Annotated in this window: 14 protein-coding genes; 5 read left to right on the top strand and 9 right to left on the bottom strand. The window is 70.9% G+C overall.

Annotated elements, in window-relative coordinates:
• Positions 1–81 precede the first annotated feature (81 nt).
• From ABD332_RS13085 to kduI, 7 genes are all read right to left on the bottom strand, one after another.
• Positions 82–1,578, bottom strand: a complete 1,497-nt coding sequence (locus ABD332_RS13085) for an aldehyde dehydrogenase family protein (protein WP_344502105.1) — start codon at positions 1,576–1,578, stop codon at positions 82–84.
• 28 nt (positions 1,579–1,606) lie between these two features.
• Positions 1,607–2,602: an ABC transporter permease gene (locus tag ABD332_RS13080; RefSeq protein ID WP_344502104.1), complete on the bottom strand. Its 996-nt coding sequence runs from the start codon at positions 2,600–2,602 to the stop codon at positions 1,607–1,609.
• A complete protein-coding gene (locus tag ABD332_RS13075) occupies positions 2,599–4,116 on the bottom strand; it encodes a sugar ABC transporter ATP-binding protein (RefSeq protein ID WP_344502103.1) in 1,518 nt (505 codons plus the stop codon). Before ABD332_RS13075 ends, ABD332_RS13080 begins: the two co-directional genes overlap by 4 nt.
• Positions 4,113–5,108, bottom strand: a complete 996-nt coding sequence (locus tag ABD332_RS13070) for an ABC transporter permease (protein WP_344502102.1) — start codon at positions 5,106–5,108, stop codon at positions 4,113–4,115. Before ABD332_RS13070 ends, ABD332_RS13075 begins: the two co-directional genes overlap by 4 nt.
• 2 nt (positions 5,109–5,110) lie before the next feature.
• Positions 5,111–6,196 carry a sugar ABC transporter substrate-binding protein gene (locus ABD332_RS13065; protein WP_344502101.1) on the bottom strand — a complete coding sequence of 362 codons (1,086 nt, stop codon included), beginning with the start codon at positions 6,194–6,196 and terminating at the stop codon, positions 5,111–5,113.
• Between the two features lie 100 nt (positions 6,197–6,296).
• Positions 6,297–7,052 (bottom strand): 2-dehydro-3-deoxy-D-gluconate 5-dehydrogenase KduD, encoded by a 756-nt coding sequence (kduD, locus tag ABD332_RS13060; protein ID WP_344502100.1) that lies wholly within the window; start codon positions 7,050–7,052, stop codon positions 6,297–6,299.
• Positions 7,049–7,855 carry a 5-dehydro-4-deoxy-D-glucuronate isomerase gene (kduI, locus tag ABD332_RS13055; RefSeq protein WP_344502340.1) on the bottom strand — a complete coding sequence of 269 codons (807 nt, stop codon included), beginning with the start codon at positions 7,853–7,855 and terminating at the stop codon, positions 7,049–7,051. The genes kduD and kduI overlap by 4 nt, the downstream gene beginning before the upstream one ends.
• Positions 7,856–8,059: 204 nt before the next feature.
• Here kduI and ABD332_RS13050 point away from each other — a divergent pair, with 204 nt between their 5' ends.
• On the top strand, positions 8,060–8,806 hold the full coding sequence (locus ABD332_RS13050; RefSeq protein WP_344502099.1) for an IclR family transcriptional regulator: 747 nt from the start codon (positions 8,060–8,062) through the stop codon (positions 8,804–8,806).
• An 87-nt stretch (positions 8,807–8,893) separates the two neighbouring features.
• On the opposite strand, the gene ABD332_RS13045 is transcribed toward ABD332_RS13050, so the two are convergent.
• Positions 8,894–9,118, bottom strand: a complete 225-nt coding sequence (locus tag ABD332_RS13045) for a tautomerase family protein (protein ID WP_344502098.1) — start codon at positions 9,116–9,118, stop codon at positions 8,894–8,896.
• A gap of 182 nt (positions 9,119–9,300) precedes the next feature.
• Between ABD332_RS13045 and ABD332_RS13040 the strand changes: the two genes are divergently transcribed.
• Complete coding sequence (locus ABD332_RS13040) at positions 9,301–10,083, top strand: YcnI family copper-binding membrane protein (RefSeq protein ID WP_344502097.1); 783 nt, start codon at positions 9,301–9,303, stop codon at positions 10,081–10,083.
• Positions 10,080–11,756, top strand: coding sequence for a copper resistance CopC/CopD family protein (locus ABD332_RS13035; protein WP_344502096.1), 1,677 nt, complete (start codon positions 10,080–10,082; stop codon positions 11,754–11,756). Before ABD332_RS13040 ends, ABD332_RS13035 begins: the two co-directional genes overlap by 4 nt.
• Here the strand turns inward: ABD332_RS13035 and ABD332_RS13030 are convergent.
• The gene (locus ABD332_RS13030) at positions 11,746–15,417 is read right to left on the bottom strand and encodes a BTAD domain-containing putative transcriptional regulator (protein ID WP_344502095.1); all 3,672 of its coding nucleotides are present in this window, start codon (positions 15,415–15,417) and stop codon (positions 11,746–11,748) included. The genes ABD332_RS13035 and ABD332_RS13030 overlap by 11 nt on opposite strands.
• A gap of 142 nt (positions 15,418–15,559) precedes the next feature.
• Here ABD332_RS13030 and ABD332_RS13025 point away from each other — a divergent pair, with 142 nt between their 5' ends.
• Both ABD332_RS13025 and ABD332_RS13020 read left to right on the top strand, forming a co-directional pair.
• The gene (locus tag ABD332_RS13025) at positions 15,560–17,143 is read left to right on the top strand and encodes a DUF8189 domain-containing protein (protein ID WP_344502094.1); all 1,584 of its coding nucleotides are present in this window, start codon (positions 15,560–15,562) and stop codon (positions 17,141–17,143) included.
• Positions 17,144–17,229: 86 nt separating this feature from the next.
• A partial coding sequence (locus tag ABD332_RS13020; protein ID WP_344502093.1) for a GH25 family lysozyme occupies positions 17,230–18,972 on the top strand: 1,743 nt, incomplete at its 3' end.

Genomic DNA, 18,972 nt, shown 5'->3' with positions numbered 1-18,972 from the left:
TTCAATGATTCTCATATGCGAACCAAATCTGGACATGGCGCAGGCCCCCGGAAAAGTTCCGGGGGCCTGCGCCGGCGGTGCCTATCGCAGCTCGGCGATGACGGTCTTGAGCTCCGTGTAGTCGTCCAGGCCGAACGACCCGAGCTCACGGCCCCAGCCCGACTGCTTGAAGCCGCCGCGCGGCAGGGTGACGTCGTCGGCGTGCCACGTGTTGAGCCACACCGTGCCGGCCCGCAGGCGGGCACCGACCCGGTGCGCCGTGCCGATGTTCTGCGACCACACGCCCGCGGCGAGCCCGTACACCGTGTTGTTCGCGGCGGCGACCACCTCGTCCTCGGTGTCGAACGGAATGGCGGTCACGACGGGACCGAAGATCTCGTCGGTCTGCACGGCCATCTGCTCGTTCACGGAGGTGATGAGCGTCGGCGCCACGAAGTAGCCGCGGTCGCCGACCGCGTCGGCACTCCCCGCGTTCAGCACGGCGCCGTCCTGTACCGCCCCGCGGATGTAGCCGAGCACCTTCTCGTGCTGCTCCTGCGACACGAGGGGACCCATCTGCGACGCCGGGTCGAAGCCGTCGCCGACCTTGATCGCCCGAGCGGCCGCGGCGACGCCCTCGACGACCTGGTCGAAGACGCCGCGCTGGACGTAGAGGCGCGAGCCGTTGACGCAGCACTGCCCCTCGTTGAAGTAGCCGCCCAGGACCGCGCCGGCGATGGCCGCCTCGATGTCGGCGTCGTTGAAGACGATGTTGGGCGCCTTGCCGCCGAGCTCGAGGGAGACCTTCTTGAGGTTGCCCGACGCCGCGGCGGCGATCTTCTTGCCGACCTCGGTGCTGCCGGTGAACGCGACCTTGTCCACACCGTGGTGGTCGACCAGCGCGGCACCGGTGTCACCGAAGCCGGGCACGACGTTCACCACGCCCGCGGGCAGGCCGGCCTCGAGCAGCAGCTCGCCGAGGCGCAGCGCGGTCAGCGGGGTCTGCTCGGCCGGCTTGAGCACGACGGTGTTGCCCGCCGTGATCGCCGGAACGATCTTGAAGCAGGCCATGAGCAGCGGGAAGTTCCACGGCACGATGCCCGCGACGACGCCGACCGGCTCGCGGCGGGTGTAGGCGTGAAACTCGCGGCCCGGCACGGACATCGGGATGGAGGTGCCCTCCATCTTGGTCGCCCAGCCCGCGAAGTACCGGAAGAGCTCGGCGGCGATCGCCACGTCACCGTCGCGGGCCGCCTCGACCCGCTTGCCGTTGTCGAGGGCCTCCAGCTGGGCGAACTCGTCGGCGTGGGCGTCGATGAGGTCGCCGATGCGCCACAGCAGGTGGGAGCGTTCGCGCGGGGTCATCCTCGACCACGGGGAGCGGTGCTCGAACGCCGTGCGGGCCGCCACGACCGCGCGGTCCACGTCGACGGCGGACCCGTACGCGACCTGTACCAGCACCTCCTCGGTCGACGGGTTGACGGTCTCGAACGTTCTGCCGTCCTTCGCGTCCACCCACTCGCCGCCGATGAGCAGCTGCTTCGGTGAGGACAGGAACGACCGGACGGCGGGCAGGAGCGCTGGGTTCTCGTGGGGCATGATGGCCTTCCGTAGGTGCCGGGTTCGGCTATTTGATGATCGAGATCTTTGAATAGTCGAGGGTGAGCGCGACGGCGACGACGATGATGACGCCGTAGAGGATCTGCTCGTAGGCCGACGGCACGCCGACGATCGGCAGGCCGACGCGCAGCAGCGTCACGACGAGCGCGCCGGCGAGGCTGCGCCACACGCTGCCGTGACCACCGGTGATCGCGGTGCCGCCGACGACGATCGCCGCGACCGCCGGCAGCAGCAGGTTGTCGGCCATGGTGGGGCCGCCGCTGTACTGGCGGGAGACCAGCATGACCGCGGCGAACCCGGCGCAGGCGCCGGAGGCGCAGAACACGCCGATCTTGACGAGGTCGACGGGTGTGCCGGCGAGCCGCGCGGCCGACTCGGAGTAGCCGGTGGCGGAGATCCAGCTCTGCAGCGGGGTCACCTTGAGGACCAGCGCGATCACGGCGACGACGACGATCGCCATCGCGGCCGACATCGGCACGTAGCCGGCGACGTACAGCTCGAGCCACTTGACCGTCGAGTCGTCCACGACCCGCACCGTGCCGGCGCCGGAGACGACGAGCGCGACCGCGGACAGGATGCTCATCCCGCCGAGGGTGACGACGAACGACGGGATCCGCAGCAGCACGTGCGCCGCGCCCTGCACCGCACCGATCGCCGCCGCGACCAGGATGACCATCGGCGTGGTGAGGCCCCCGAGGTCCGGCAGCCACAGGGCCAGCAGGACCGTCGTCAGCGACGCCAGGGCCGCGATGGACAGGTCGATGCCGCCGCAGAGGACGACGAGGGTCGCCCCGGCGGCGAGCACGATGAGCGGCGCGGCGGTCCGCAACACCGCCGTCAGGCTCCGGGTGGTCAGGAAGTCGGGGTCGGCGATGGTCAGGGCGGCCACCAGCGCCACCAGGGCGATGAGCGGCATGAACCCGGTGATCCGCCTGGCCGGGCGGGGCGCCGCGGTGCCGGTCGCGGGTTCGGCGACTGGCTGCATGGCAGCAGAAGTGCTCATACCATCTCTTTCACGAGGTCGAGCGGGCTCGGCTTGCCGCCGCTCGGGCAGGCGACCTCGGCCGCGACCCGCCCGTCGTTCATGACGAGGATCCGGTCGGCCATGCCGATCGCCTCCTCGAGGCTGTCGGCCAGCAGCACCGTGGCGACCCCGGTCGCGGCGAGCTCCCGCATCAGCCGGTACACCTCGGAGCGGGCGCCGATGTCCAGCCCTCGCGTCGGGTGGTCCAGCAGGAGCAGGCGGATGTCGCCGCCGACCAGCCACCGGGCCAGCACGACCTTCTGCTGGTTGCCGCCGGACAGCCGCTGGATGGCGGTGTCGCGGCCCGGCGTACGGATGGACAGCCGCTCGATCCAGCGGTCCACCAGGCCGGCCTGCTTCTTCGGCGCCACGAACGGGCCGGCGCAGCGGGCCTGCTGCTTGGCCAGGGTCATGTTCTCGGCCACCGACATCGGGCCGACCATGCCCTCGATCTTGCGTTCGGCCGGCACGTAGCCGATGCCGGCGGCGCACGCGGCGCGGGTGCTGCGCAGGTCGATCTTCGTGCCGTCCATCCGGATCTCGCCCGCGGTCGTCGGCTCGGCGCCGAACAGCGCGCGGCAGACGTCCTCGCGGCCCGATCCGTGGACCCCGACGATCGCCACGATCTCGCCGACCCCGACGTCGAGGTCGACGTCGCGGAACGTCTTGCCCGACAGCCCGCGGACCGACAGCCGGGGCTGCTCGGCCGTGACCGGCGCGGCGGCGTTCTCGTGGTAGTGGTCGTCGGACCCGGTCGACCCGATCATCATCCGGTGCAGCTCGCGCGGGACGGCACCCGCCGTGGCGACCTCGCCGACCGACTGGCCGCCGCGCAGCACGGCGACGCGGTCGCAGACGTCCAGCACCTCGTCGAGACGGTGCGAGACGAAGACGACCGAGGCGAACTCGCGCAGCCGGCGGATCTGCGCGAACAGGGTGTCGATCTCCTTGGACTCCAGCACCGAGGTCGGCTCGTCCAGGATGATGACCGGCGGGTGCTGGCTGCGCTCCTCGATGCGCAGCACCTTCGCGATCTCCACCATCTGCCGGTCGGCGAAGGACAGCGAGTCGGTCCGGGCGAGCGGGTCGATGTGCGAGCCGATCTTGTCCAGCTGTTCCTGGGCGAGGCGGCGCATGACGTCCCAGCGGTAGACGCCGCGACGGACCGCGACGCCTTCGCTGCCGAGGAGGATGTTCTCCGCGGCGGTCAGGTTGGGCACCAGCGACTGCTCCTGGAACACCATCCCGATGCCGTGGTTGGCGGCGTCCACGACGCTGCGCAGCTTGACGGCCTCGCCGCGCACGTAGATCTCGCCGGCGTCCGGGGTGACGAGGCCTACGAGGGCCTTGAGCAGCGTGGACTTGCCCGCGCCGTTCTCCCCGGCCAGGCCGAGGACCTCGTGCTGGTTGACCACGAAGTCGACGCCGTCGAGCGCCTTCACCCCGGGGTAGTGCTTGACGAGCCCACGGACCTCCAGCGCGGCGGCACTCATTTGGTCACCTGGTTTCTGCGACGCTGGGGGATGACGGCGGCGGCGACCGCGGTCACGACGATGAGGCCCTCGACGCCGCCCTGCCAGTACGGGCTGACCCCGACCTGCACGAGACCGTTGGTGAGCACCACGACGAGCAGGACACCCACGGCGGAGTGCAGGATGCCGCCGCGGCCCCCGGTGAGCAGGGTGCCGCCGACGACCGCGGCGGTGATGGCCGAGAAGTCGTAGCCGTTGCCGGCCTGGACGAGGCCGGCGCCGAGCTGGCTGGTCACCATCACCCCGCCGAGGCCGTAGAAGGCCCCGGCGAGCGCGAAGACCGCCACTTTGTACGGCTTCACCCGGACACCGGAGAGCGCGAGCACCTCCTCGGCGCCGCCGATGGCGAAGGCGTACCGGCCGAGTCGGGTGTAGCGCTGGATGAGCCAGCCCACCAGGACGCACGCGGCGGCGATCCAGGTGAGATAGGACAGGCCCAGGAAGCGCTCGATCGCCCAGCCCTTGAGCATGGCGTCGGAGATGTTGGGCTGGACGCCGGCGAACATGAGGGTCGCGACGCCGAGCCCGACGGCCGAGACCCCCAGCGTCGCCATGAACGACGGCACCTTCAGCAGTACCAGCGCCAGGCCGCTCAGGCAGCCGAACGCACAGCCCAGCACGACGGCGACCAGGATGCCGAACAGTCCGAAGTCGTTGTCGTTGCGATTGTTGGCCACCAGCAGCGACACGGTCAGGGCGGCGGCGCCCATGACGCCCGCTGAGGACAGGTCGATGGACCCCATCATCAGCACGAACGTGATACCGCAGGTGACGACCGCGAGCACCGCGGCGGCGTCCATGATGTTCTGGGCGTTGCCGATGCTGCGGAACTGCGGGCTCAGCGCGGCGAACACCAGCCAGATGACGACCAGCGCGACCGGTGGGCCGGCGTCTCGGAACGACGCGCCTCGCCGAGAGCTACGGCGAGGCGCTGTGACGACCTCGGCTGTCATGGTCACTTCAGGGGCCCGGCCACACGCTTGAAGACGTTGCCGCACTCGAAGTCCGACGGGTCCGTCTTCGGCGCGGCGAAGTCGGCGGCGTTGGCCTTCGTGATGAGGAACTGCTTGGCGAAGAACGCCCGGTTGTCGGCCGTGATGTCCTTGACGGCCAGCTTGCCGGTGGCCACGCAGTAGCCGATCGCCAGGCCGATGCCGCCCTGCCAGGCGCCGTCGCTGGAGACCGTGGCGGTCATCGTCCCGCCCTGGACGGCCTTGACGGCGTCCGGGACGGCGTCGATGCCGACGACGGCCACCTTGCCGGAGAGGCCTGCCTGCTGGAGTGCCTCCAGGGCGCCGAGCGCCATGTCATCGTTGGCAGCCCAGATACCCTTGACCTTGTCGCCGTGCTTGGTGAGCAGGGTCTTGGTCACCGTGAGCGCCTCGGCGCGGGAGAAGTTGGCGGCCTGCTGGTCCAGCAGCTGGACGCCCGGGTTCTTCTTCAGCGACGCCTGGAGGCCGGCGAAGCGGTCCTTGGCGGCGGCGGTGTCCAGGATGCCCTGCAGCGCGATGATGCCGCCCGAGCCGCCGATCGCCGTGGCGAGCGCGTCGCCGATCTGCTGGCCGGACTCGACGCCGTCGTAGGTGATGTGGCTGACCCACGTCTTGTAGTCGGCCGGCTTCAGGTCGGCCGGCTTGTTCCACTGCGTGACGAGGTAGGCACCGACCTTGTCGGCACCCTTGACGATCGGCGCGGTGTCCGAGTCGCCGTTGGGCAGCACGTTCATGACCAGGCACTTGGTGTTACCGGCCAGCAGCTGGCTGATCTGCTCCTGCTGCTTGGTGGAGTCACCGCCGTACGTGAGCCGCTCCTGGGTCAGGCCGACCGACTTGGCGAAGGCGTCGCCGCCGCCCAGCCACGCGGCCTCGTAGGGGTTGGACTCGTTACGGACCTGACCCACCAGCTTCACGTCGGCCGGCTTGCAGCCGCCCGCGTCGGCGGCCTTGTTGTCGCCGGCCGCCTCCTCGCTGCAGCCGGCCAGTACGGCGGCTGCCAGTGTCAGGGTCAGTAACGCTGCGGCGGGACGAGGGGTGATCGTCATGGTTGATCCTCAATCTCTTCAGTGCCGGTGGGAGCCGGCGGGGTGGCACAACAGAGAGGAGTCGTCTGATCTTGCTGGTTCGGTGCGCTGAAGGCCAGGGTCAGCGGGCCATCCAGCCTCCGTCGACGACCAGGACGTGGCCGTTGACGTAGTCGGCGGCGGCGGAGCTCAGGAAGACGGCCGCGCCTGCGATGTCGGCGGCCTCTCCCCAGCGGCCGGCGGGGATGCGTTCGAGGATGGACCGGGAGCGGTCCGGGTCGGCACGCAGCGCGGTCGTGTTGTCGGTGGTCATGTAGCCGGGCGCGATGGCGTTGATCTGCACGCCGAGCCGCGCCCACTCGTTCGCCAGGGCCTTGGTGACGCCGGCGACGGCGTGCTTGCTGGCGGCGTACGACGCCACCCGGAGCCCGCCCTGGAAGGACAGCAGGCTGGCGACGTTGACGATCTTTCCGTGCCCACGCTCGGTCATCGGCCGCCCGAACGCCTGGCAGAGGAAGAACAGGCCGCTCAGGTTGGTGTCCACCACGCGGTCCCACGACTGCCGGCTCACGTCCACCGAGTCCTGGCGGTCGATGATGCCGGCGTTGTTGACCAGAATGTCCACCTGACGGCGGCCGTTGACCTCGGCCGCGACCCGGACGACCGCGTCGTGGTCGCTGACGTCGAGGTCGACGACCTCCACGTCCCGGCCGAGGCCGGCCACCTGCTCCCGGGTGGCCGACTGGCTGCCCGGCCGGCCCAGCAGGACCAGGTCGGCGCCCGCCTGGGCGAGCCCGAGCGCGATCGCCTGCCCCAGGCCGCGACCGGCGCCGGTCACGACGGCGCAGCGGCCGGTCAGGTCGAACGGCGAGGTCACAGATCCTCCAGCGGCACCGGGGTCAGATCGGTGTAGTCGTTGTTCTCGCCGCCCATCGCCCAGATGAAGGCGTACGAGCCGGTGCCGACGCCGGAGTGGATCGACCACGGCGGCGAGATGACGGCCTCGCGGTCGCGCACGACGAGGTGGCGGGCGGCGCCGGGCTGACCCATCAGGTGGAAGACCCGGTCCTTCTCGTCCAGGTCGACGTACATGTAGACCTCGGTGCGCCGGTCGTGCAGGTGCGGCGGGAACGTGTTCCACACCGAGCCGTCGGCGATGACGGTCACGCCGAACTGCAGCACCGAGGTCTGCAGCTCCTCGCCCCAGGCGTACTTGTAGAGGTTGCGCTCGCTCGCGCCCTGCGCCGTGCCCAGCTTGATCGGCTCGATCGCCGAGTGGCTCAGCAGGGCCGTCGGGTACGCCGCGTGCGCCGGGGCGGAGACGAAGTAGAACGCGGCTTCGGGGCCGGTGAAGACGACCTCGTTGCCGCGGCCGACGAACAGTCCGTCGAGGTGGCGGAGCTCGAACTTCTCGTTGTTGACCAGCACGTGACCGGACTGGCCGACGTTGACGATGCCGAGCTCGCGGCGCGCCAGGTGCGACGGCGTGCCGAGCACGTCCCAGGCCGGCAGCTCGAGCTGGCCGTCACCGGGAACCGCGCCGCCGACGACCAGCCGGTCGTCGTGGGTGTACACCCCGTGCACCTCGCCGGTACGGAACAGGCGCTCCACGAGGAAGTTCTTTCGCAACTCCGCAGTCGTTGCCGTCTCAACCGTGGACGGCGATGCGGAGTACCTCACTTCGATCAAAACTTTCTCCTCGTTTGTGAACCGCGTTCCGCTACGTGAACTGAGGCGACGATACCTATGGCTCCGATCACAGGTCAAGGGGCTGAAGTCTGTTCTTCTATGTGAACTGTGGTTTAGTGTTGGACGCCGGGCGCACACGCACCGTTGATGAGGAGGCCTCGGGTGGACACGGACAAAACGGCTGCAACCTCGCAGGTGAAGTCGGCTGCACGGGTCCTCGACGTCCTGGACGACATCGCCGCCCACGGCCCGGGCACCCAACTGCAGCTGGCCACCCGCCTGGGCATCCCGAAGAGCAGCCTGCACGCGCTCCTGCGCACCATGTGCGCCCGCGGATGGCTGGACACCGACCAGACCGGCAGCGTCTACCGGCTCGGCGTGCACACACTCACGGTGAGCTCCGCGTACATCGACGGCGACCCGGTCCTGTCGCGCGCCAGTGCCGTGATGGACGAGATCGCGGCCGCCACCGAGGAGACCGTGCACCTGGGCCGCCTGGAAGGCGCCGAGGTCATCTACACCGCCAAGCGCGAGTCCAAGCATCCGTTGCGCATGTACTCGGCGGTCGGCCGGCGCCTTCCCGCCTACAGCACGGCCCTCGGCCGGGCGATGCTGGCCGAGATGCCCGAGGACGTCCGCGAGCCGCTCGTCCCCCACCAGATCAAGGCCATAACCACCCAGACGACCACGGACCGGGACGCCCTGCTGGCGATCATCGACAAGGCCGCCCAGGTCGGCTACGCAGAGGAGAGCGAGGAGTCCTGCCTGGGCGTGCGCTGCTTCGGTGTCGCGCTGCCCTTCTCCCGCCGGTCGGTCGACGCGCTGAGCGTCGCGGTCCCGATCAGCCGGCTCAAGCACGGCCGGGAGGACTTCATCATCGAGACCCTGCTGAGCGTGAAGGCCCGCCTGTCGGCGATGCGCGACAACAGGCTGGTGCGCTGACGCACTCCCACGCACGACGATGGGGCCGACCCGGCTGCGGGTCGGCCCCATCGTGTATGAGCAGCGGCCTCAGCGACCTCGGCGATCTCAGCGCTTCTCGAGCGCGGCGACCACGCCGGCGCGGGAGGCGTCCTCGCTGGCCAGGACACCCCCGTTGGCCACGTCGTCCGCGGTGATCTCGGTGAACACCATGCGGACGTCCTGCAGACGGGCCCCGAGGATCTCGACGGCGTTGTCGGCCACAGCGCGGGCGAAGGCCCTGCGCTGCTCCATGGATCGGCCCGCGAGCAGCTCGACGGTGATGTTCGGCATGGTGCCCCTCTCCTACCAGCTGTCCATCATGTGGACTTGAGTTCACTAGTGTGAACGCACACTACCGTGCTGCCTGGATCACCACAATGCGATGCCCGTATCAGTTCACATACTTGACATCGGTTCGGCATGTTGGTCGAATCTCTGCAACCCACACTCGTCCTGAGGCGCGAGGATGCGACATGCGGCGCAATGAGATCGGACCTGCCCGGACCCCGGCTCGACCGTGGTCGCGGCGCGCCGCGCGGGCCGGCGCCGCCGCGGTGGTCGTCGGCCTGGTGGGGATCGCGTCCCCGGCGGGCGCGCACGTCACGGTGACGCCTTCCACGACCGCGGCCGGCGCCCACGCCCTCCTCCAGTTCGCCGTCGGGCACGGCTGCGGGGACTCGCCGACCACCAGGATCACCATCCAGATCCCGGCGCAGATCACCTCGGTCACCCCCACCCGGACCGCGCTGTGGAAGGTCACGAAGCAGACGGAGACCGTCGACCCGCCCGCGGTGGACGCCCACGGCAACAAGGTCGTGCAACGGGTCGCCTCGGTCACGTTCAGCACGGACACCCCGCTGCCGGACGGCTACCGCGAGGTCTTCGAGCTCACGGTCCAGCTGCCCGAGGCCAAGGGAACCAGGCTCGTCTTCCCGACCATCCAGACCTGCGAGCGGGGCGAATCCGCCTGGACGGAGGTTCCGCAGGACGGGAAGGACGTCGGGGAGCTCCAGCTGCCCGCCCCGAGCTTCGTCGTCGCCGCGCCCCTGAACGGCACGGGGGGCACTGACGGCACGGGGGGTACGGGGGGCACGGGGGGTACGGACGGCACGCACCACCACACGCTCGCCGGCAACTCGGCCGCCACGCCCGCGCCGGCCAGGGACGACACCCTGACGCTCGCCGCGCTGGCGGCCGGCATCCTCGGCTCGCTCCTCGGCGGCGCGGCGCTCGTCCGACAGCGCCGCCGGACATGACCGGCCGAGGGCCGCGCCGGGTCGGGGCGACGGCACTGCTGATCCTGGTCTTCGTGCCGGCGATGCTGCTCGGGCTCGCCCAACCGGCGCACGCGCACGCGCACCTCACCCGCAGCGACCCGGCCGAGGGCGCGGTGCTGCAGACCGCGCCCGACCGGATCCTGTTCACGTTCGACGAGGCCGTCCGCGGCGTCCCGGGCGGCGTGCAGGTCTTCGACGCCCAGGGTGCGCTGGTCGAGGCGAGACCGGCCGTCAAGGGCACCGAGCTCGAGGTCGGGCTGCCGGGACGCCTGGGCAACGGCACGACCGTGATCACCTGGCGGGTCGTCTCCGAGGACGGGCACCCCATCAGCGGCGCCCTCACGTTCTCCGTCGGCGCGCCCACCCCCGTCACCACCCCGGCTCCGGACGGCTCGGACAGCGTCCCGGCAGCCCCCTGGACGCTGACCCTGGCCCGCGGGGTGGGCTACGCCGGTCTCCTGATCGCGGCCGGGCTCGTCGTGTTCGCCGCCGTGTTCCTGCCCACCGGCCCCGGCGTCGACCGCCCGCGCCGCCGCCTGGTCGTCACCGCGCGCACCGCCGCGGCCGTCGCGGCCGTCGCGTGGCTCGCCGCGTTGCCGATCACCGCGGTCTACCTGCTCGGCGGCGGGCCGGCGCTGCTCACCGAGGGCTCGACGTGGACGTCGCTGCCGCCGGTCGAGTACGCCGTCGCCGCGGCCGTCGCCGGCGGACTGGCGCTCGCCGTGGTCCTGCTGGGCCCCGGGCCGGCAGCGCGGCGGCGACGCGTCGCGGCGGTGACGGCCGCCGCGGTCGCGGTCGCGGCCCCCGCGCTGGTCGGGCACACCCGCGCGGCGAGCCCCGCGCTCCTCGCCGTCGGTGCGGACGTGCTGCACCTCCTCGCGGGCGGCGTCTGGCTCGGCGGACTCGCCGGCCTGGCGCTGACCCTGCCGGCCCTCTCCGGCCGGGACGCCACCGCCGCCGGGGTGCTCGCCCGCTTCTCCACCGCCGCCGCCGGCGTCCTCGCGGCCCTCGTCGCCACCGGCTCGCTGCTCGTGTGGCGGATCCTCGGGTCCTGGACGGCGCTCGTCGACACCACCTACGGCCGGCTGGTCCTGGCCAAGATCGCCATCGTGCTGGTCACCGTCGCCATCGCGGCGTGGAACAGGTGGTCGCTCCTCCCCCGGCTCCAGCGGGCGGCGAACAGGAACAGCCGGGAGGCGCGCTCCCGCCCCGTCGTGCGCGCCACCGCGGTCGAGGGCGCGCTCCTCGTCGCCGCCCTGATCGTCACCGGCTTCCTCGTCGACACGAGCCCCGAGGGCGGCTCCCGGCCCGCGAGCGTGTCGGCCGAGGCCGCTTCCGACACCCACACGACCACCCTGGGCGACATCACGGTGCGGGCCTCCCTCACCCCGCTCACCCGCGGCCCCAACACCGTCACCCTCCGGCTGAGCTCCGCGGCCGGCGAACCCGCCGAGGGCGTCGCCCCGCCGGTGGTGCGCCTGTCGACCGACGGGACGACGCTCGGCGACATCCCGCTGACGCAGGTGTCGGCGGGTCTCTACACGGCGCAGGTCGTGCTCCCGGTGTCCGGGACGTGGCGGATGCAGGTGTCCCTGCGGGTCACCCAGTTCGCCAACCCCGTGGGCGAGCTGGAGTTCCTCGTCAGAGGATGACCGCGCCGGTCTTCTTCACCATGCGGTCCGCCCGCGCCTGGCTGCCGCCCTGGACGTAGATGTCCTCGGCCTGGCGTAGCAGCGACGCCTCGTCGCCGCACCGAGCCCGGGCACAGGCAACCAGCGCGTCCGCTTCGAGCATCCGGTACCCGCCCCGGCGGGCCAGCCGCAACGCCTCTCGTGCGGCGTCCATCGCCGTCGCGATCGCCCCCTCGTGCAGGTGCACGGCCACCAGCCCGATCAGGGCGCGGCACTGCAAGTAGGGCGCGGCGACCGCCGTCGCGAGCTCGTGACCCTCCCTGATGCACGCCGCCGCCTCATCGGGCGATCCGGCCTCGAACAGGAGAGCGCCGATGCTCACCAGAACATCCGCCTCCGAGGGCCGGTCCTGGTTGGCCCGGGTCAGCTCCAGGGCGGTGCGAGCCATCTCGATCACCGGGCCGTCCGTCGGGCCGACGGCCGACTCCAGCAACGCGAGCTGCACGAGCATCGCACCCTTCCCGTACCGTGAACCGATCTGCTCGTAGATCTCGGCGCTGCGCTCCAGCTGGATCCGCGCCTCGGCGTATCGGCCCATCTCCCGCAGCACCAGGCCGAGATTGAGCCGGTTGACTCCTTCGCCGTCCACGTTGCCACCGTGCTCGTTGAGCCGCAGCGCATCGGTGAGGTACTCGGCCGCCAGTGCCAGCTGACCCAGCTCCCAGCACATCATGCCGAGGTCGTTGACTGTCACCGCCTCCACATACTGGTGACGATGCTCCCGGCAGACGGTGAGCGCGTCGAGGTACGCCGCGCGGGCCGCCTCCGGCTCGCCCAGCGCCAAGTGGACCAGGCCGATGTTGTGATTCAGGTAGCCGACGGCCTCCGACCAGCCGACCGACTCGGCCAGCGTCAGCCCGAGGCGGTACTGCCGCAGCGCCTCCTGGAAGTCGCCGATGGACCACGCCGCCTGGCCCAGCGTCTGGTGCATGGCAGCCTGCGCCTGGTGATCGTCGCACGCGCGGGCCGCGTCGAGCCCGGCCTGGCCGGTCGCGAACCAGGGCGCGGCGAGTCGCGTACTGAAGAAGTAGCCCCGCAGCTGATCGGCCAGCATCCACGCGAGTGGGCGTGGACCCCGCTTCGCCACGTGTTCGACGATCGCGACGATCTGCGGCATCTCCACCTCGATCCAGGCCATCACGGCGGCCGGATCGGCGAACCGGTCGGCGATACGGTCCGGACCCGGCAGACGCACCATGTTGGGATGCTGGCGCTGGGCCGCTTCGGCCACCCGGTCGGCGTAGTGGGCGTACAGCCGGTCGATCGCGCCGGCCTGGGCGGTCGGCCCGTCGTCGGCCGCCGAGAGGTTGCGGGCATAGAGCCGCAGCAGGTCGTGCAGGACATACCTACCCGGCGACGGCGTCTGGAGCAGGCTGCTGTCGACCAGGTCGTCGAGGAGATCTTCGGTGTCCCGCTCGGTCCGGCCGAGCAGCGCCGCGGCCGCCGGCACGGACCAGGAATTGATCGGGTCCAGCGCCAGCAACCGGAACGCCTGTGCGGCGGGCTCCGAGAGGTCCTGATAGCTGAGCCGCAGGCTGGCGGCTACCTGCAGATCCCCTGCCCGCAGCTCGTCGAGCCGGCGCACCTCGTCGTCGAGGCGGCGGGCCAGGGTGTCGACCGTCCAGTTGGGACGGCTGGCGAGCCGGGCGCCGGCGATGCGGATGGCGAGAGGCAGCCGTCCGCACAGCCGGACCACCGTCGCCGCCGCGGCGGGGTCCGCCAGCACCCGGGACGGGCCTGCGATCTTGGCGAACAGGTCGACCGCGTCCTCGACGGGCATGGTCTCCAGATCGACGGCGGTCGCGGCCTCCAGGTCCACCATCCGGCGACGGCTGGTGACGATCACGCCGCAACCACCCCAGCCCGGCAACAACGGCCGGACCTGCCGGGCGTCGCGGGCGTTGTCCAGCACGATCAGCAGACGCCGCACCGAGACCGTGGTCCGGAACAACGCCGAGCACTCCGCCTCGTCGGTCGGGATCGACGCCGCCTCCACGCCCAGTCCGCGCAACGCCTGGCTGAGCACGTCGACGGGGCGCGCCGGATCGGCTCCGTCGCCGCGCAGATCCGCGTAGAGGTGACCGTCCGGGAAGTCGGCCCGCATGAGATGCGCGGCCTGCAGGGCGAGGCTGGTCTTGCCCACTCCACCCGGGCCGGCGATCGTGCAGATCCTCACCGGGATCGGGACCGGCGCCGCCACGTCATTGCGCATCAACTCGCACAACAGCCGTAGCTGCGCCGTTCGACCGGTGAAGTCACCGACCGGTGCCGGGACCTGGAACGGCCGGACTCGATCGGCCGCCGGTCCGGTCACGTCCGTCGCCGGTGGCGGTGGCGGTGGCGGCTGGGGCGGGACCGACGGGGGCAGGACCGATGGGGGCGGTGGCGGCTGGGGCGGGATCGACGGCGGCGGCGGGGGCGGCGGGGGTGATGGCTGCGGGGGTACGGCAGGTGCCTGCTCGCGGGCCGGCGACGCCCGCCAGTCGTCGATGGCCTGCCGTGGTTCGCTGCGCCAGTGCTGGCGCAGCACCCGGCGGTGGAATTCGGCAAGCTCCGGCCCGGGGTCGATGCCCAGGTCGTCGGCGAGCCGCGCACAGATCTGCGCGTAGGCCGCCAGGGCTGTCGCCTGCAGGCCGCCGGCCGCCAGTGCGAGGATCATCCGCCCCCACAGCGGCTCGTGCAGCGGATGCGCGTCGCTCAGCGCCCGCAACATCGCCAAGGACCGTTCGTGCCGGCCGACCTGGTCGGCGAGGTCGGCATGTCGCAGCACGGCCATGATGCGCTCGTCGGTCAGGGCCACCGCCCGCGGATGCGTGGCCAGCGCGGCGACGTCGCAAACCGCCTCGGCGCGCCACAATGCGAGGGCCTCGTCGAGGAGATCCAGGGCGGCCGCGGGTTCCGCGGCACGGGCCCGCTCGACCAGCTCGCGAAAGTGCAACAGATCCAGCTGATCGGCACCGGCGCGCAACATGTACCCGCCGGGCACGGAGCGGAGCATGGACGTCTGGGCCGAGTCTGCCGCGACCGGTCCGAGGAGGTGACGCAGTCGCGTCACGTACGTCTGGATGAGGTTGACGGCCGATTCCGGTGGCGCGGAGGGCCACAGCAGGTCGATCAGCTCGGTGCGCGGCACCGCCTCGTTCGGGGTCAGGGCCAGGCGGCCCAGCAGACTTCGCTGCCGGTCGGCGCCGAACCGCCGGTCGGCGCCGCCGCGACGCACCACCAGCGGGCCGAGGATGAGCACACGGACCGAAGCATCGGGCATCTCGCCGGCCGGGCTGCCCGGAGACGCCGGCCGCACCGCCGCCCGCTGGAACGCCGCGGCGTCCTCCCCGGTCAACCTCAACGCCTCGCACAGCCGGCGCACCGAGCCCGGGTGCGGATGCGAGGTGCGTCGCTGCTCGAGGTCGCGAACCGTCGCCACGCTCACCCCGGACAGCAGTGCGAGCTCACGCTGGGTGAGCGCCGCCATTTCCCGCGACATTCGGAGCAAATCGCCGAAGGGCACGGCCCCGGCATCGCCCATGCGCTTCACGCCCGCCCCCGTGGTCATCGTCGCAAGTGGATTCATCGTAGTACGGGTCTGGTACGGGTGGTGCCCCGCAAGTTCCGCGGTCCGCACCCGTCCTGGCATGCGCGAACGCGATACGAGACCGGTACGGGCACCGCCGGGTACAGCCGGCGTCCAGCACCGAGCCGAATGCTGTGAGCACCGCCGGCGAAGGGCACCGGCGGGGACGGCCACAACTTCGGAAGGGCTCGACATGACCATTGGAATTCGCGACCGCACCCGCCACGCATTGCTGTTTGCCGGCGGCCTTGCCTTCGCGCTCGCCGCCTCGCTCGTCGTCGGTGCGGGTGCGGCCCGTGCCGCGCCCAGCCCACCGGCGCCCGACCAGGTGCCGCCTGCGCTCGCTGCCGTCACCTGCGGATACAACGGTGCCGAAAACAAGTGGATGCCCCGATCCATGGCGGTGACCCGGGCGCGGAGTTGGATCGGCAAGACGCCGTACAGCCAGACCAGGTGCTACCGCAACAGCTACGGCGACTACCGCACCGACTGCTCCGGCATGGTCGCGATGGCCTGGGGCCTCGGCGGACAGGGCAGCGACTGGTGGACCGGCAACCTCGACGATGTCAGCACCCCGATCCCGGCGTCGCAGCTGGCCGCCGGCGACGCCCTGCTCTACCACGACGGCACCTCGAACGGCAGCCACGTGGCGCTGTTCGTGTCGTGGAAGGACAGCGCGCACACCCAGCCGATCGTGGTGCAGGAGAACGGCTCCACCGACAACACCATCGAGGGTGTCCCGACCAACTTCAACTGGCGCAACTACACCCCGGTGCGCTACGACCGCATCGTCGAGGATCAGCCGCCGGCGGTGTCGCGTCCGCGGCCGGGTTCGGGTCTGGTCCGTTGGGGCGACCAGCTGCAGGGCTTCGAACGTCGTGCGGACAACACCCTGCAGCACGTCTGGTGGAACGGCACCGCATGGACCAGCGAGACGTTGTTCCCGACGATGAGTCTGGCCGGACGGCCGGTGGCACTGATCGACTCGGCGAACTGGATCCAGGTGTTCGCCCGCGGCACCGACAACACCCTCCAGCACGTCTGGTGGAACGGCACCGCGTGGAACCGCGAAACGCTCCCCGGCGGCGCCGGACTCGCCGGCGACCCTGCCATCTCCATCGACTCGGCGAACTGGATCCAGACCGTCATCCGCGGCACTGACGGCAGCCTCCAGCATGTCTGGTGGAACGGCACCGCATGGAACCGGGAAACCCTCCCGGGCGGCGCCGGACTCGCCGGAGATCCCGCGATCTCCATCGATTCACTCAACTACATCCAGACCGTCATCCGCGGCACTGACGGCACCCTGCAGCACATCTGGTGGAACGGCACCACCTGGAACCGCGAAACCCTCCCGGGCGGCGCCGGACTGGCCGGCGACCCCGCCATCTCCATCGACTCGGCGAACTGGATCCAGACCGTCACCCGCGGCACTGACGGCACCCTCCAACACATCTGGTGGAACGGCACCACCTGGAACCGCGAAACCCTCCCGGGTGGCGCCGGACTCGCCGGAGATCCCGCGATCTCCATCGACTCGCTCAATTTCGTCCAGACCGTCATCCGCGGCACTGACGGCACCCTCCAGCACATCTGGTGGAACGGCACCGCGTGGAACCGCGAGACGCTTCCCGGCGGCGCAGGACTCGCCGGCGACCCGACCATCACTCTCGACTCGATCAACTTCATCCAGACCGTCACCCGCGGTACTGACGGCACCCTGCAGCACATCTGGTGGAACGGGTCCACCTGGAACCGGGAAACCCTGCCCTCCTGACCCACACCGCCCGGCGTCCCGCACCACGGGACGCCGGGCCTCCGTCATCCGGGCCACCGAACCTCAGCAACTGTTAGGAGTTCCTCATGACCGACCAATTCACGGGAAGCCGGCGACGATCGCTGCGGACCTTGCTTGTGCCGCTCGCCGCGTCACTCGCGATCGCCACGATGGCGGCCACGCCGGCCGCAGCCGCCGAACCCAACGGTCACGCCGCCGCCGGTCGCGTTCCCGGCACCGCCGCTCCCCCGTCGCTGAGTGCGGCTGCCGTGCCGCCGGGCTACCCGATCACCGGCGTCGACGTCTCAAACCACCAAGGCGGCATCAACTGGTCGAGCGTCGCCGGCTCGGGGCAGCGGTTCATGTATGCCAAGGCCAGTGAGGGCCTGACGTTCACCGACTCGTACTTTGCCGCCAACTACGCCAATGCCAAGGCCAACGGCCTGTACGCCGGCGCGTACCACTTCGCGCGTCCGGACCGTGGTGGTGGAACCGCCCAGGCTGACTACTTCCTGGATCGGGCCCGGTATGCGGCCGACGGGCGGACCTTGCCGCCGATGCTCGACATCGAGTGGCCCTGGGAGGGTTCCGGCAGCACCTACCCCTGCTACGGCATGAACCCCGGCCAGATGGTCGCCTGGGTCAACGACTTCGTCACCCGGGTCCGCGAGCGCACCGGCCGGCCGACCATGATCTACACCAGTGCCAGCTGGTGGAATCCGTGCACCGGCAACAGCGGCGCGTTCGCGGATCAGCCGCTGTTCGTCGCGCGCTACGCCAGCGCGCCCGGCACGCTGCCGGCCGGCTGGAGCCGGTGGGCGCTGTGGCAGTACACCGACCAGGCGAGCGTGCCCGGCGTCAGCGGCAATGTCGATCACAATGTCTTCAACGGCTCGACCGCCGATCTGGCCGACTTGGCGGGCGGCACAGCGGCGGTGTCGCGTCCGCGGCCGGGTTCGGGTCTGGTCCGTTGGGGCGACCAGCTGCAGGGCTTCGAACGTCGTGCCGACAACACGCTGCAGCACGTCTGGTGGAACGGCACCGCATGGACCAGCGAGACGTTGTTCCCAACGATGAGTCTGGCCGGGCGGCCGGTGGCGCTGATCGACTCGGCGAACTGGATCCAGGTGTTCGCCCGCGGCACTGACAACACCCTGCAGCACATCTGGTGGAACGGCACCACCTGGAACCGCGAAACCCTCCCCGGCGGCGCAGGACTCGCCGGCGACCCCGCCATCTCCATCGACTCGGCGAACTGGATCCAGACCGTCACCCGCGGCACTGACGGCACCCTGCAACACATCTGGTGGAACGGCACCGCATGGAACCGGGAAACCCTCCCGGGTGGCGCCGGACTCGCCGGGGATCCCGCCATCTCCATCGACTCACTCAACTACATCCAGACCGTCACCCGCGGCACCGACAACACCCTCCAACACATCTGGTGGAACGGCACCACCTGGAACCGCGAAACCCTCCCGGGCGGCGCCGGACTGGCCGGCGACCCCGCCATCTCCATCGACTCGGCGAACTGGATCCAGACCGTCACCCGCGGCACTGACGGCACCCTCCAACACATCTGGTGGAACGGCACCACCTGGAACCGCGAAACGCTCCCCGGCGGCGCCGGACTCGCCGGCGACCCGACCATCACTCTCGACTCACTCAACTACATCCAGACCGTCACCCGCGCCACCGACAACACCCTCCAACACATCTGGTGGAACGGCACCACCTGGAACCGCGAAACGCTCCCCGGCGGCGCCGGACTCGCCGGCGACCCGACCATCACTCTCGACTCACTCAACTACATCCAGACCGTCACCCGC

Origin of the sequence: Dactylosporangium maewongense, from assembly GCF_039531485.1 — a bacterium.
GTDB lineage: Bacteria > Actinomycetota > Actinomycetes > Mycobacteriales > Micromonosporaceae > Dactylosporangium > Dactylosporangium maewongense.
Note: the sequence above shows the minus strand (reverse complement) of the source record. Positions and strands in the feature narration are given on the sequence as shown.

Coding starts and splice junctions, on each gene's coding strand:
- ABD332_RS13085 (WP_344502105.1), bottom strand. CDS start 1,578: ATGCCCCACGAGAACCCAGCGCTCCTGCCCGCCGTCCGGTCGTTCCTG.
- ABD332_RS13080 (WP_344502104.1), bottom strand. CDS start 2,602: ATGAGCACTTCTGCTGCCATGCAGCCAGTCGCCGAACCCGCGACCGGC.
- ABD332_RS13075 (WP_344502103.1), bottom strand. CDS start 4,116: ATGAGTGCCGCCGCGCTGGAGGTCCGTGGGCTCGTCAAGCACTACCCC.
- ABD332_RS13070 (WP_344502102.1), bottom strand. CDS start 5,108: ATGACAGCCGAGGTCGTCACAGCGCCTCGCCGTAGCTCTCGGCGAGGC.
- ABD332_RS13065 (WP_344502101.1), bottom strand. CDS start 6,196: ATGACGATCACCCCTCGTCCCGCCGCAGCGTTACTGACCCTGACACTG.
- ABD332_RS13045 (WP_344502098.1), bottom strand. CDS start 9,118: ATGCCGAACATCACCGTCGAGCTGCTCGCGGGCCGATCCATGGAGCAG.
- ABD332_RS13040 (WP_344502097.1), top strand. CDS start 9,301: ATGCGGCGCAATGAGATCGGACCTGCCCGGACCCCGGCTCGACCGTGG.
- ABD332_RS13035 (WP_344502096.1), top strand. CDS start 10,080: ATGACCGGCCGAGGGCCGCGCCGGGTCGGGGCGACGGCACTGCTGATC.
- ABD332_RS13025 (WP_344502094.1), top strand. CDS start 15,560: ATGACCATTGGAATTCGCGACCGCACCCGCCACGCATTGCTGTTTGCC.